The sequence below is a fragment of the Bordetella sp. MIP270_01_BMS genome, assembly GCF_054958705.1.
In genome coordinates this window covers 1,393,063-1,405,701 of record NZ_CM143297.1, presented here as the reverse complement: position 1 = coordinate 1,405,701, position 12,639 = coordinate 1,393,063, and the positions used below count along the sequence as shown (strand labels likewise).

At 66.9% G+C, this 12,639-nt stretch carries 11 protein-coding genes; 6 read left to right on the top strand and 5 right to left on the bottom strand.

The features are described from left to right. Positions 1 to 13: 13 nt before the first annotated feature. Complete coding sequence (cphA, locus tag ACV17W_RS06485; protein WP_462595601.1) at positions 14 to 2,626, bottom strand: cyanophycin synthetase; 2,613 nt, start codon at positions 2,624 to 2,626, stop codon at positions 14 to 16. Positions 2,627 to 2,853: 227 nt separating this feature from the next. Here cphA and ACV17W_RS06480 point away from each other — a divergent pair, with 227 nt between their 5' ends. Next, positions 2,854 to 5,145: a cyanophycin metabolism-associated ABC transporter gene (locus ACV17W_RS06480; protein WP_462595600.1), complete on the top strand. Its 2,292-nt coding sequence runs from the start codon at positions 2,854 to 2,856 to the stop codon at positions 5,143 to 5,145. Continuing rightward, positions 5,142 to 5,612, top strand: a complete 471-nt coding sequence (locus ACV17W_RS06475; protein ID WP_462595599.1) for a cyanophycin metabolism-associated DUF1854 family protein — start codon at positions 5,142 to 5,144, stop codon at positions 5,610 to 5,612. Before ACV17W_RS06480 ends, ACV17W_RS06475 begins: the two co-directional genes overlap by 4 nt. Here ACV17W_RS06475 and ACV17W_RS06470 read toward each other — a convergent pair. Continuing rightward, positions 5,600 to 6,739, bottom strand: a complete 1,140-nt coding sequence (locus tag ACV17W_RS06470; RefSeq protein WP_462595598.1) for a GNAT family N-acetyltransferase — start codon at positions 6,737 to 6,739, stop codon at positions 5,600 to 5,602. The two genes, ACV17W_RS06475 and ACV17W_RS06470, sit on opposite strands and share 13 nt — an antisense overlap. Positions 6,740 to 6,784: 45 nt before the next feature. Here ACV17W_RS06470 and ACV17W_RS06465 point away from each other — a divergent pair, with 45 nt between their 5' ends. Next, complete coding sequence (locus ACV17W_RS06465) at positions 6,785 to 7,576, top strand: ferritin-like domain-containing protein (protein WP_462595597.1); 792 nt, start codon at positions 6,785 to 6,787, stop codon at positions 7,574 to 7,576. A gap of 76 nt (positions 7,577 to 7,652) precedes the next feature. Further along, positions 7,653 to 8,912, top strand: coding sequence for a lytic murein transglycosylase (locus tag ACV17W_RS06460; RefSeq protein WP_462595596.1), 1,260 nt, complete (start codon positions 7,653 to 7,655; stop codon positions 8,910 to 8,912). Here ACV17W_RS06460 and ACV17W_RS06455 read toward each other — a convergent pair. Together ACV17W_RS06455 and ACV17W_RS06450 are read right to left on the bottom strand one after the other, a co-directional pair. Continuing rightward, positions 8,890 to 9,075, bottom strand: a complete 186-nt coding sequence (locus ACV17W_RS06455; protein ID WP_462595595.1) for a hypothetical protein — start codon at positions 9,073 to 9,075, stop codon at positions 8,890 to 8,892. The genes ACV17W_RS06460 and ACV17W_RS06455 overlap by 23 nt on opposite strands. Positions 9,076 to 9,185: 110 nt before the next feature. Then, positions 9,186 to 9,680, bottom strand: coding sequence for a dioxygenase family protein (locus ACV17W_RS06450; protein WP_462595594.1), 495 nt, complete (start codon positions 9,678 to 9,680; stop codon positions 9,186 to 9,188). A gap of 124 nt (positions 9,681 to 9,804) precedes the next feature. On the opposite strand from ACV17W_RS06450, the gene ACV17W_RS06445 reads away from it, so the two are divergent. Continuing rightward, on the top strand, positions 9,805 to 10,704 hold the full coding sequence (locus tag ACV17W_RS06445) for a LysR family transcriptional regulator (RefSeq protein WP_462595593.1): 900 nt from the start codon (positions 9,805 to 9,807) through the stop codon (positions 10,702 to 10,704). Positions 10,705 to 10,799: 95 nt separating this feature from the next. Here ACV17W_RS06445 and ACV17W_RS06440 read toward each other — a convergent pair whose 3' ends face one another. Then, positions 10,800 to 11,702 (bottom strand): LysR family transcriptional regulator, encoded by a 903-nt coding sequence (locus tag ACV17W_RS06440; protein ID WP_462595592.1) that lies wholly within the window; start codon positions 11,700 to 11,702, stop codon positions 10,800 to 10,802. Between the two features lie 158 nt (positions 11,703 to 11,860). Between ACV17W_RS06440 and ACV17W_RS06435 the strand changes: the two genes are divergently transcribed. Beyond that, a complete protein-coding gene (locus tag ACV17W_RS06435) occupies positions 11,861 to 12,634 on the top strand; it encodes a sulfite exporter TauE/SafE family protein (RefSeq protein WP_462595591.1) in 774 nt (257 codons plus the stop codon). Positions 12,635 to 12,639 lie beyond the last annotated feature (5 nt).

The following is a 12,639-nucleotide window of genomic DNA, read 5'->3' as shown; positions in this document are numbered from 1 at the left end:
TTTCCTGGCTTGGTTATTGTTGGATCCAGCGGCGCACGCGGTCGATGGTGGGGCCGGAATTCGCTTCGTCGGATTGAAGCAGCACGAAGTCGCCGGGAAGGATGTCCCGGAGCACCGCGTCGATGGCCCGCCCGTGATCCGGCTCGTCTTGCACCGCGACGGCTCGGCCAGGTTGCCCGACGCCCTGGCGCAACAGCGCGCGAGCCTGGCCCGCCGGTCGCCGGCTGGCGACCGTGGTGTCGTCGTACAGCACGATGCGATCGAACCCGCTGGCGAGTAGCCGGCCCTGCTCGATCAGGTCGGCATCACGGCGGTCGGCGCCCGCCGCATAGACTGCGCACCGTCGGGTGGCGGGAAAGCGCTCAGCCGATTCCAGCAGCGCCTGCAGGGCCGAGGCATTGTGGGCGGCGTCTACGACCACCGTGGCGCCGCCCCTTTCGAACACCGTGAATTGCCACGGGGCGTCAGCCTGGTCACTGTCGAACGCTTCGATGCCAGCCCGGATGATGGGTTCGGGGACGCCGAGCGCCCAGGCCGCGGCCACCGCAGCCAGTACGTTCTCGATCTGGAAGCCCACGCGCGCGCCGTGCGTGAGCGGCGCCGCCGTGATGTCGGCCAGGGCCGCCTCGCGGGCGCCCGTTGCCAGCACGATGGCGCCCGCGCGCAGAAAAACTGCCCGCCGGCCTTGTTCAAGGTGCGCAGCGAGCGCCGGCAGCGTCGGATCAGTGCCGAACAGAATAACGTCGCCGTCGCACAGCGGCGCCATGGCGGCGACCTCGGCATCATTGGCGTTGAGCACCGCGACGCCAGCCGGCAGCACCACGTCGACCTGGGTTCGGAATACCGTCGCCAGCCGATCGACGTCCTGAATGTCGAAGTCGCCCAGGTGGTCTCCGTGTCCAAGATTGGTCACTACGCCCACATGGCAACGGTCGTAGCACAAGCCCTGCCCGAGAATGACGGCGCTGCCGTTCTCGATGACGGCAGCATCCACGCTGCGGTTCATCAGCAACCGGCGTCCCCCGGCCCAGTCGGCCTGGTCGCCGCCCTGGACCAGCCGGGCGCCCAGATACAGCCCTTCGCTGCAGGCCAACCCTGTGTGCATCCCTGACAAGTTCAACAGCCGAGCGATCAGCCTGGCGACGACGGTCTTGCCGTTGGTCCCGGTGATGCCCACGACGGGAATACGGCCGTCGTCGGCCTGGGGAAAGAGGTGGTCGACGATGGCTCGCCCGACCGGACGTGGCGGGCCGTCGGCCGGGCGCAGGTGCATCAACAGGCCGGGGCCGGCGTTCACTTCGACGATGGCGCCTCCCTGGTGCTGCAGTGGCCGAGCGATGTCTTCGACAACCAGATCGACGCCCGCCACGTCCAGCCCGACTACGCGTGCGGCCAGGACGACCGTGGCCGCGGTGTCGGGATGCACGCGCTCGGTGACGTCGAACGCCACATTGCCGTTGCGCTGGATCAGCACCCTCCGCCCGGCGGACGGCACGCTGTCGGCCTGCAGCGACTGGCGCTGCAGTTCGAGCCGCGCCGCCGAGTCAATGCGCACTTTGTTGAGCGGGTGACTCTCGGTGCGGCCCCGGCGGGGGTCGCTGTTGATCTGGAGCTCCACCAGCTGCGCCACGGTGTGTCGGCCATCGCCGGTGACCCATGCCGGTTCGCCGGCCGCGGCGGCAACCAGTTTGTCGCCCACCACCAGCAAACGGTGTTCGTTGCCGGGTACGAAACGTTCCACCAGCACGCCACTGCCTTCTTCCACGGCGACGGCGTAGGCCGCCAGCACTTCGGCCTCGGTGGCCAGGTTGGTGAACACCCCGCGGCCATGGTTGCCGTCGCGCGGCTTCACGACGACCGGCAGGCCGATGTCCCGGGCGGCCTGCCAGGCGTCGTGCGGGCTGTCGGCGTGGCGGCCTTCGGGCACCGGCACGCCGCATTCGGACAGCAGCCTCTTGGTCAGGTCTTTATCGCGCGATATACCTTCCGCAATGGCGCTGGTGCGATCGGTCTCGGCCGTCCAGATGCGACGCTGGCGCGAACCGTAGCCGAATTGCACCAGGTTGCCTTCGAACAGGCGTATGCAAGGGATGTCGCGGTCGTCGGCGGCATCGACGATGCACGCCGTGCTGGGCCCCAGGCAATGGCGATCGGCAAGTTCGCGCAGCCTGGAGACGGCTGCGGCCACGTCGTAAGTACGGTCTTCGATGCACGCCATGACCAGGTCGCGAGCCTGCTCCAGCGCCGCCCGCGTGACCTGCTCCTGCCACGCGCGCACCACCACCTTGTACACCCCGCGCCTGGACGTTTCGCGTGCCTTGCCGAAGCCGCCCGGCAAGCCCGCCAGGGTCTGCAGTTCGAGGGTGACATGCTCGAGAATATGCCCGGGCCAGGTGCCCTCGCGCAGGCGTTGCAGGAATCCGCCGCGCACGCCCGGGCTGCAGCGGTGCTCGATAAGACCGGGCAGCCAGCTCGACAGGCGTTCGTAGAACCCCGGAATGGTGTTCGACGGACAGTCTTCAAGGGCGCCTATGTCCACCCAGGCTTCGAGCACGGGGCGGTATGTCCAAATGTTCGGGCCGCGCAGAGCCACGACATCGAGCAATTCAATGTCTTTGTCTTTCATGTTTTAGTTGGAGTAGGCGCGTCGGCAGACAGGAAGCCCCGCAGGCGAGCGGGCGGGGGTGTCGGGCAGAAAGCAGGCCGAGGCGTGGGCGGTTGGATTCCTAGAATGGAAATGGGCGTAACCGGCTGCTACTATACGCCGCCTTCACGCGCCGATAAACTCGCGCTGTTGTAAGGAAGGGACACGTTCGGCAGAGCCGACAACGCGGTCATGGCAGATCGCCATCCATGAACAGAAAATTGCTCGTTTCCGGCGTTTCCGCGCCAGGCCGACTCGTCCCGGACGCGCCGCCGCTATCGCTGGCATCTGAAGAAGCCGTCCTCGCCAGGCTCGATACCGATCTCGATGCACAACTGGCGTTCCGGCCCGGCTGGGTGGTGCTGACCAACCGGCGGCTGCTGGCGGCAGACGGGCAACACGGCGGCTGGCAAGAGTGGCCCCATGCGCCCGGCACACGCCTGCACCTGCATGACCACGCCGGCGCCGCCACGCTGGAATTGAACGATGGCGCAGCTTGCCTGGCCGAATGGCGGTTCACCCTGGCGCGCAACCCCGCGGCCCTGCGCCTGCAGGCCCGGTTCCAGGCCCTGCAGGCCGGCGAGATCGCCCAAGCCCCGGCGTGCCCCGCCTGCCATCTGCCGTTGCCGGCCGGCGAGGCCGATTGTTCGGCTTGCGCGGACGACCCTGCGCGGCCGGTTTCCACGTGGGCGCTGTTGCGGCTGTGGCGCTTCGCGCGCCCTTACCGGGGCGCGCTGTCGGCAGGCTTCATCCTGACCATCCTGGCCACCGCCGCCACCTTGGTCCCGCCATACCTGACCATGCCCCTGATGGACAAGGTGCTGATACCTTTCCAGAACGGCGAGCCCATCGACTACGGGCTGGTGCGTCTGTATCTGGCAGGCCTGCTCGTGTCGGCCGCATTGGCCTGGGGCCTGGGCTGGGCAAGGACCTACATCCTGGCCTGGGTCAGCGAACGCATAGGCGCCGACCTGCGCACGACCACGTATGAACACCTGCAGCAGTTGCCATTGCAGTACTTCGGCGGCAAGCGCACCGGCGACCTGATGTCGCGCATCGGCAGCGAGACCGACCGTATCTGCATCTTCCTCTCGTTGCACCTGCTCGACTTCGCCACCGATGTGCTCATGATCGCCATGACGGCAGCCATCCTGGTGTCCATCAATCCGTGGCTGGCCCTGGTCACGCTCGCGCCCCTGCCGTTCATCGTGTGGATGATCCACGCAGTGCGCGATCGGCTGCGTCATGGCTTCGAGAAGGTCGACCGCATCTGGGCTGACGTCACCAACGTGCTGGCCGACACCATACCGGGCATACGCGTGGTGAAGGCATTCGCCCAGGAAAAGCGCGAAGTGCAGCGATTCCGCGCGGCAAACAATCGCAACCTCGAAGTGAATGACCGCGTGAACAGCCTGTGGTCGCTGTTTTCGCCGACGGTCACGTTGCTGACGGAAATCGGCCTGCTGGTAGTGTGGGTGTTCGGCATCTGGCAGGTTTCAAATAAGCAGATAACCGTGGGCGTGCTTGCCGCCTTCCTGGCGTATATCGGCCGCTTCTACACGCGCCTGGACTCGATGAGCCGTATCGTTTCGGTGACGCAGAAGGCGGCCGCGGGCGCCAAGCGCATCTTCGATATTCTCGACCATGTGTCCACGGTGCCCGAACCTGCCGCGCCCGCGCGCCTGAATCCCGTGGAAGGCCGCATCCAGCTGCGGCGCGTCGGCTTCCGCTACGGTAACCGCTCGGTCATCCATCAGCTTGACCTGGATATCGCGCCGGGCGAAATGATAGGGCTGGTCGGGCACAGCGGGTCGGGCAAAAGCACGCTGATCAACCTGATATGCCGCTTCTACGATGTATCGGAAGGCGCGATTCTGGTCGACGGCGTCGACATCCGGAATCTGCGCATTGCCGATTACCGCCGCAATATCGGGCTGGTGCTGCAGGAGCCCTTTCTGTTCTTCGGCACGATCGCCGAGAACATCGCCTACGGCAGGCCCCAGGCCAGCAGGGCCGATATCGTCGCCGCCGCGCGCGCCGCCCATGCGCACGAATTCATCCTGCGCCTGCCGCACGGCTACGACTCGCTGGTGGGCGAGCGCGGCCAGGCCCTGTCGGGCGGCGAGCGCCAGCGTATTTCCATCGCCCGGGCGCTGCTCATCGACCCGCGCATTCTGATCCTGGATGAGGCCACCTCATCGGTAGACACGACGACCGAGAAAGAAATCCAGAGGGCGCTGGACAATCTCGTGCGTGGTCGGACGACCATCGCCATCGCTCACCGGCTCAGCACGCTGCGCCGCGCCGACCGCCTGGTGGTGATGGACCACGGACGCATCATCGAGCAGGGCAGGCACGAGGCGCTGATGGCCGTCGAGGGCGCGTACTATCGTCTGTATCAGGCGCAGGCGCGCGCTGGCGAAGCCGACTTGCTCGACGCAGGCGTCGACGATGATGAGGCCATCGCGCTGGGCCCGGAAGCAGGCGCGGTTACGCCATGAACCATCACGCATTCCGGCTTTATCGCAACGGCCAGGGCCGCTGGGTGTACCAGGCCGCGGACTCACCGCCCTGCGAGGGTGTGCAGGTATTGCGCGCCTTTCCCATCAGTGCGCCCGGCGATGGGGTTTCGGTCGTCAGTGCCGATGGCCACGAGCTGCTCTGGCTCGACAGCTTGCAGCATCTGCCCGCGGATTTGCGTGAGCAGCTCGAGGCCGCACTGGCCAGTCGCGAATTCATGCCCGAGATCCACCGCATCGACATGGTCTCGAGGGCAGCGACGCCCTCAGTATGGCAAGTGCAGACCGATCGTGGCCCCACCGAATTCACGCTGAAGGGCGAAGAAGATATCCGCCGGCTGGCGGGCTCCATGCTGCTCATCTCGGACAGCAACGGCATCCATTACCTGGTGCGTGATCTGACAGCGCTGGACAGGCATAGCCGCCGCCTGCTGGATCATTTTCTGTAAGCGCGTCGGAACGGGGTGTGAGCCTCGAGCTCGCCCAGGTAGTCGTCCACGGCCTCGGTTTCGCGTTCCAGGAAATCTTCAATGGCTTGCGCGAATCGCGGGTCGGCCACCCAGTGCGCCGACCAGGTGGGCGTGGGCAGCAGGCCGCGAGCCATTTTGTGCTCGCCCTGCGCGCCGCCCTCGAATCGTGCGAGGCCATGCCGGATGCAGTACTCAATTGACTGCACATAGCAGGTCTCGAAGTGCAGCCCGGACACGAAGTCCAGCCCGCCCCAATAGCGTCCGTACAGCGTGTCGCCGCCTTGCACATTCAGGGCCGCGGCGATCGGCTCGCCGTCGCGCTCCGCCACGATGAGCACCAGCGCGTCGGGCATCCGGGCGCGCAGGCGCTGGAAAAACGCCTCGGTCAGATAGGGTGGATTGCCATGCGTGAAATAGGTGTGGCGGTAGCAGCGGTAGAAGAAGGCGAGGGCGTCGTCGTCGATCTGCGCGCCGCTCAGCCAGCGAAATCTCACGCCTGCCGCCTGCACCTTCTTGCGGTCCTGGCGGATCTTCTTGCGCTTTTCGTGGTTGAGCGCCGCAAGAAAATCCTCCAGCCGTGCATAGTCAGCGTTGCTCCAGTGGAACTGCACCCCCTCGCGCACCATATAGCCGGTCTCGCGCAATGCGGCCAGGTCTTCTTCGCCCGGAAACAACACATGCAGCGACGACACCTTGAGGCTTTGCGCGAGTTCGATCAGGCCTCGTGCGAGTGCCTGGCGGTCGGACGGCGTGGCGGCCAGCAGACGCGGCCCGCCCACCGGCGTGAACGGTACGGCCGCCACCAGCTTGGGGTAATAGCGCAGCCCGTGGCGTTCGAATGCGTCCGCCCAGGCGTAATCGAATACATATTCGCCACGCGAATGGGTTTTCAGGTAAAGGGGCGCGGCGCCTGCCAGCCGGTCGCCGCGTCGCAGCACCAGGTAATACGGGGCCCAGCCGGTGGACGGCGCAGCGCAACCGGTGTCATGCAGCGCGCTCAGGAATGCGTGTTGCACGAAGGGCTGCGCGCCCGCCAGCGCGTTCCATTGCTGTGCGTCTATCCGGGATAGCGAGGTTTCTATGGCGAGACGGGCTGGTGTGCTCATGTCGCAATGATAAAGTCTGGCGTCACATCCGTTCTTCGTGCTGCCATGAGTTCTTCCCCTTCCGTCCGCCGACTTGCACTGGCGGCGCTGGGCGCCTGCCGCTGGCCCGACAAGCTGGCCGCCGTCCGTGTCATCGACGATACCCTGCCGGTCGAGGCCGCTGCGGTCCTCAGCCCGCCTCCGGGGCTACCGGGCCGGCCCGACGCTCCGCCGCTCGTGCCGCCTTCCCAGGTGAAACAGCGCTCGGTGCAGTCGACCGAAGGCCGGGCCGCCTTGCTGCACGCGCTGGCGCATATCGAGTTCAATGCGATCAACCTGGCGCTGGACGCGGTGTGGCGCTACGACGGCATGCCGGATGCCTACTACAGGGACTGGCTGCGGGTGGCCCGCGAGGAGGCCTATCACTTCGAGCTCCTGAACGACCATCTGGGCACGCTGGGGTATGCGTACGGCGATTTTCCGGCGCATAACGGCCTGTGGGAAATGGCGGAGAAAACTCGCGATGACCTGCTGGCGCGACTGGCCCTGGTGCCGCGCACGCTCGAGGCGCGCGGCCTCGATGCATCGCCGCTGATCCGCGACAAGCTGGCGGGCGCGGGCGACGAACCGGGCGCGGCGATTCTCGACATCATCCTGCGTGACGAGATCGGCCACGTCGCGATCGGCAACCGCTGGTATCGGCATTTGTGCGCGCAGCGCGGCCTGGATCCCTTGCGCAGCTATGCCGAACTGGCTGTCCGCTACGGTGCGCCGCGCCTGCGCGGTCCCTTCAACCTCGACGCACGCCGCCAGGCGGGGTTCGACGAGGCCGAACTGCAGGCGTTGCAGCATTCCTAGTCGCCCCGTTACAGCGCGATACCAGAGCCCGCCGCACGCAGGCCTCGCCCGCGATTGCCTGCTTTAGAATCAGGCCATGAAATTCCCATACGCTTTCTGGCTCAGCCTAACCCTCTGCGCAGGTGCGACGCACGCGGCGCCCGCGTCCCCGGCCGTGTCGCCAGCCGACACCACCACCTACGCCGATTGCATCGCCCAGTTGCGCGGCCAGGCGCTCAAGCAGGGAGTGTCCGCCCTTACGTACGACACGCATACGCGGGGGCTGCAACCCGACATGAGCGTGATCGCATCGCTGGACGCGCAGCCGGAGTTCAAGACGCCCATCTGGGACTACCTCGCTGCGCTGGTCGACGACGAACGCATTGCCGACGGCGGCCAGGCCTTGCAGCAGTGGCAGTCCGAACTGACGCGAGCGCAGCAGCAATTCGGCGTCGACCCGGCCACCGTGGTGGCGGTCTGGGGCGTTGAAAGCAATTTTGGCCGGCAGCTGGGCGGGCGGCCATTGTTGACGTCGTTGTCGACGCTGTCGTGCTTCGGGCGCCGCCAGAACTATTTCCGTGGCGAGTTCTTCGCCACCCTGAAAATCATCCAGCAAGAGCACGTCAGGCCCGAACGCCTGAACGGCTCGTGGGCCGGCGCGTTCGGCCAGACGCAGTTCATGCCTTCCACCTATCTGCGCCTGGCGGTGGATTTCGACGGCGATGGACGCCGCGACCTGGTCGACAGCGTGCCCGACGCGCTCGCGTCCACCGCCAACTTCCTCAGCAAGGCCGGATGGAAGCCCGGAATGCCGTGGGGGTTTGAGGTGCGCCTGCCGGCCGGCATCGATACCAGCGGCGCCGGTCGGCGCAACAAGCGTTCCATGTCTGCGTGGGCGGCGCAGGGCCTCACACGCGTCGATGGGCAGCCCCTGCCCGCCGGCGAACTGCAGGCCGGCCTGTTGCTGCCGGCCGGGCCCCAGGGGCCGGCCTTTCTGGTCACGCGCAACTTCGACGCGTTGTATTCCTACAATGCGGCCGAGAGTTATGCGCTGGCCATCGCCCATCTGTCCGACCGGCTTCGCGGCGGCGGCCCGTTCGTTCGCGCCTGGCCCACCGATGACGCCGGCCTGTCACGCGCCGAACGGCGCGAGCTGCAGTCGCTGCTGATCGCCCGGGGTTTCGACATCGGCAAGCCCGATGGGCTGATCGGCTCGCGTACGCGCGAGGCTTTGCAAGCCGTACAACGCCAGGCCGGGCTTGACCCCGACGGGCGGGCCGGGCAGAAGACGTTGCGCTGGCTGCGCGACAATGCCGCCGTGTCGTCGATCCCGGTTACGGGGTCTCGGGCGCCTTGAACAGGTAAGCGTCCATCGACAGCACGCCATGGGTAATGCCGCCGTCCAGTATGTCGACTTCGGCCTGGGGCGCGGCGGCTCCTGCCGCGATCAGCAGCGGCAGATAGTGCTCGGGGGTCGGGTGCGCCCGGCGAGGCTGCGGTGCTGCATGCAGGTAACCCACCAGGGCCTCATGGTCGCCGGCCCGCACCGCGGCGCGCGCCCAGTCAGTGAACGCCCGGACATATCCCTGGTCCTCGGCGCCGGCCTGGCGGAATTCATACAGGTTGTGCGTCAGGCTGCCGATCCCACGATGAGCACCCCCGCGGTCGACAGAGGCGCCAGGCTGCGTCCCAGGGCCCAGGCCCCGGCGGCATCCAGGGTGGCGGGCATCGACAACTGCACGACCGGCACGTCGGCCCGCGGGTACAGGTGCATCAGAGGCACCCAGGCACCGTGGTCCAGGCCGCGGTCGGGGTCCAGCAGTGCGGCTTGCCCCTCGGCTGCCAGCAGATCGGCCACGCGCGCTGCAAGCGCGGGGTCGCCGGCGGCGGGGTATTGCAGGGCATAGAGCTCCGCCGGAAATCCGCCGAAATCATGGATGGTGCGCGGGCGGTGAGCGGCGGTCAATGCCAGGCCCGGCGTCATCCAGTGTGGCGAGACAATCAGTACGGCGGCAGGCCGGGGCAGGCGCTGCCCCAGAGCGGTCAGCAGGGCCCCCGCGCGACCCGGCTCCAGCGCGAAAGTTGGTGCGCCGTGCGATACAAACAGGGTAGGCTGGGTAGACATGAAAAAATCCTTAAGTGAGGCAGGTCGCTTGCGGCGACCGTCGAGGGTGATCTCACTGTAATAGTGTGTTGAAGCGAGATAAATAGCTGGTTCGTGGATGCATTGTTCCAGTACGGTGTTGAATATGGACCGATTCGAAGAAATGCGGGTGTTCACCGCCGTGGTCGAGGCGGGTAGCTTCGTGAAGGCGGCCGAGTCCTTGCGCATGTCGAAGGCGGGCGTTTCGCGCCACGTCACCGACCTGGAGACCAGGCTGGGTGTGCGCTTGATGCAACGCACGACGCGCCGGCAGTCGCTTACGGAAGAAGGGCAGCTGTTCTACGAACGCTGCAAGGTGCTGCTGGCCGAGGTCGAGGATGCAGAAACCGAAGTCACCAGCCGCAGTGCCGAGGTGGGCGGGTTGTTGCGCATCAACGCGCCGCTGACCTTCGGCGTGTGCCACCTGGCCCCGCTGTGGGCCGAGTTCAAGGCGCGTCATCCCAAGCTCGTGCTGGACATCACCTTGGCTGATCGCCTGGTCGACCTGGTGGACGAAGGCTACGACGTCGCGGTGCGCATCACGCAGTTGGCCGATTCGGCGCTGGTCAGCCGGCAACTGGCATCCACGCGCATGGTGCTGTGCGCCTCTCCGGAATACATCCGCTCGCGCGGCATGCCCGAACATCCGCGTGAACTGGCAGCGCATGCCGCCATCGCCTACAGCTACTGGTCGGGCCGCGACGAGTGGCGTTTCCACGGCCCCGACGGCGAGGTGGGCGTGCGCATCCAGCCCGTGATGCGAGCCAACAATGGCGATACCTGCATGGCGGCCGCCCTGGCACATGTCGGGGTCATTCTGCAGCCGACCTTCCTGGTTGGCGAATCGCTGCGCGAGGGCAGGTTGATCGAGCTGATGCCGCAGTTCCGCAGCGCCGAGCTGGGCATTTATGCGGTGTATCCGACGCGGCGCCATGTGCCGCCGCGAGTGAGGGCAGTGCTGGATTTCCTGGCCGAATATTTCTCGCAGGCGCGCTGGCCCGAGTAGCGGCACGCGCCTGCACCCGTAGACGTCGCCTCGGCTCAGCCTGGCGGCGCGGGCTGGAACGGCCGCGCCACCTTCGTGCATGCGCAACACCGGGTTCAGCGCTGGGCCGTGGCGGCGGGGGTGCGCAGGAAGGCAAGCATCTGTGCGGCATAGGCAGGCAAGTCTTCGACGCGACGCACGCAGAGCAGCAGCTGGCGCCGCGCCCATGGCGCATCCAGCGGCACTCCCTTGATGCCGGCGCTTCGCGCGCAGCGGCGCACCGCCGCGTGCGGCACGATTCCCACGCCTATGCCGCGCCCGACCAGCAGGCAGATCGCATCGAAGCTTCGCAACCGCACTCGGTCGTTCAGAACAATGCCGGCGCGCCGCGCCTGTCGGGCAATGTGATCCTGCAGCGCGCTGCCCGCGGCCAGGCCGATGAAGTCCTGTCCCGCGATGTCGGCCAGCGCGACGCGTTTGCGCACCGCCAGGGGGTGACCGCGCGGCACCGCCACCACCAGCGGGTCGCCGCGGAAGGGGAACGCCTGCAAGCCCTGCAGATCGGCCGAATCCGCCACAATGCCGATATCGCCGGTTCCCGCGCGAAGGGCGTCGGCGATATCGGCGCTGGGCCGTTCTTCGACGTCGACCGAGATGCGCGGGTGCGTGGCCAGAAATCCGGCCAGTGGTTCCGGCAGATGCTCGCTCAATGCGGCGGTGTTGCACAGCAAGCGAACGTGGCCTTTCACGCCTTGCCCATATTGGTCCAGTTCGCCGCGCATGCGTTCGACCTGCGCGAGCACGCCGCGGGCATGGTGCAGCAGCGTGCGGCCCGCGGCGGTGGGATGCACGCCGTGGCGCTTTCGTACCAACAAGGGCACACCCAGTGCGTGTTCCATGCCGCGCACCCGCTCGCTGGCCGAAGCCAGGGTCATGTGAGCGCGGCGGGCGGCGCCGGTTATGGTCCCGGCCTCATCAATGTGCACGAACAGCCGCAGGTCGGTCAGGTCGAATCGCATGCTGCCGATGCTAGCACGCAGAATCAGGGCAGGCCTGAGTCTGGCTGCGGAAAATACCGAGGCTTGCAGCCATTCGTGCGGAAGGTTAGCGGCTCATAATGCGATGAAATTCCTGGCGCTCCCTGCCCTGGATCAGGCTGAACCATAACCATCCTTCCATGTCTCTCATCGATATGCTTTCCAACGGTGCCACCGGCGTTGCCATCGCTTCCGTGGCCGTTTTCTTGCTTGCCGGACTGGTGAAAGGCGTGGTCGGACTGGGGCTGCCCACCATCGCCATGGCGTCGCTTGCATTGTTCATGCCGCCCGTCGAGGCGGCCGCCCTGCTGGTGGTGCCCTCGCTCATCACCAATCTATGGCAGGCGGGGCCCCTGCGCACCTTGGGCGGCCTGCTGCGACGCATAGGCACGCTGCAGTTGGGCGTCTGTGCGGGGACCCTGGCCGGCGCGGCGATGTTCGGCCCGCCCTCAGGCAACTGGGGCGTCACCGCGCTGGGTGCTGCCTTGCTGGCGTATGCAGGGTGGGGCCTGCTGGGCAGCCCCCGCGTCATTCCCGTCCGTGCAGAGCCTTGGCTGGGGCCTCTCGTGGGGTTGCTCACCGGGTTCGTCACCGCGCTGACCGGTGTATTCGTGGTGCCGGCGGTGCCTTATCTGCAGTCGCTGCGGCTGGACAAGAACGCGCTCATCCAGGCCATGGGCATTTCTTTTACTGTCTCGACCGTCGCGCTGGCTGCGGCGCTGTGGATGAACGGCCGCTATGGCGCCGGGGCGGCCGGAGCTTCGCTTGCCATGCTGGCACCGGCGCTCTTGGGCATGTGGGCCGGACAGCGTCTGCGTCGCGCCTTGTCGCCCCTACTTTTCCGGGTGTGTTTCATGCTGAGCCTGGCCGCGCTGGGCGCCTACCAGCTGGCCAAAGGACTGATGGCAACTTGAGCCGG

Coding starts and splice junctions, on each gene's coding strand:
- ACV17W_RS06445 (WP_462595593.1), top strand. CDS start 9,805: ATGGACCGATTCGAAGAAATGCGGGTGTTCACCGCCGTGGTCGAGGCG.
- ACV17W_RS06475 (WP_462595599.1), top strand. CDS start 5,142: ATGAACCATCACGCATTCCGGCTTTATCGCAACGGCCAGGGCCGCTGG.
- ACV17W_RS06470 (WP_462595598.1), bottom strand. CDS start 6,739: ATGAGCACACCAGCCCGTCTCGCCATAGAAACCTCGCTATCCCGGATA.
- ACV17W_RS06450 (WP_462595594.1), bottom strand. CDS start 9,680: ATGTCTACCCAGCCTACCCTGTTTGTATCGCACGGCGCACCAACTTTC.
- ACV17W_RS06460 (WP_462595596.1), top strand. CDS start 7,653: ATGAAATTCCCATACGCTTTCTGGCTCAGCCTAACCCTCTGCGCAGGT.
- cphA (WP_462595601.1), bottom strand. CDS start 2,626: ATGAAAGACAAAGACATTGAATTGCTCGATGTCGTGGCTCTGCGCGGC.
- ACV17W_RS06440 (WP_462595592.1), bottom strand. CDS start 11,702: ATGCGATTCGACCTGACCGACCTGCGGCTGTTCGTGCACATTGATGAG.
- ACV17W_RS06435 (WP_462595591.1), top strand. CDS start 11,861: ATGTCTCTCATCGATATGCTTTCCAACGGTGCCACCGGCGTTGCCATC.
- ACV17W_RS06480 (WP_462595600.1), top strand. CDS start 2,854: ATGAACAGAAAATTGCTCGTTTCCGGCGTTTCCGCGCCAGGCCGACTC.
- ACV17W_RS06465 (WP_462595597.1), top strand. CDS start 6,785: ATGAGTTCTTCCCCTTCCGTCCGCCGACTTGCACTGGCGGCGCTGGGC.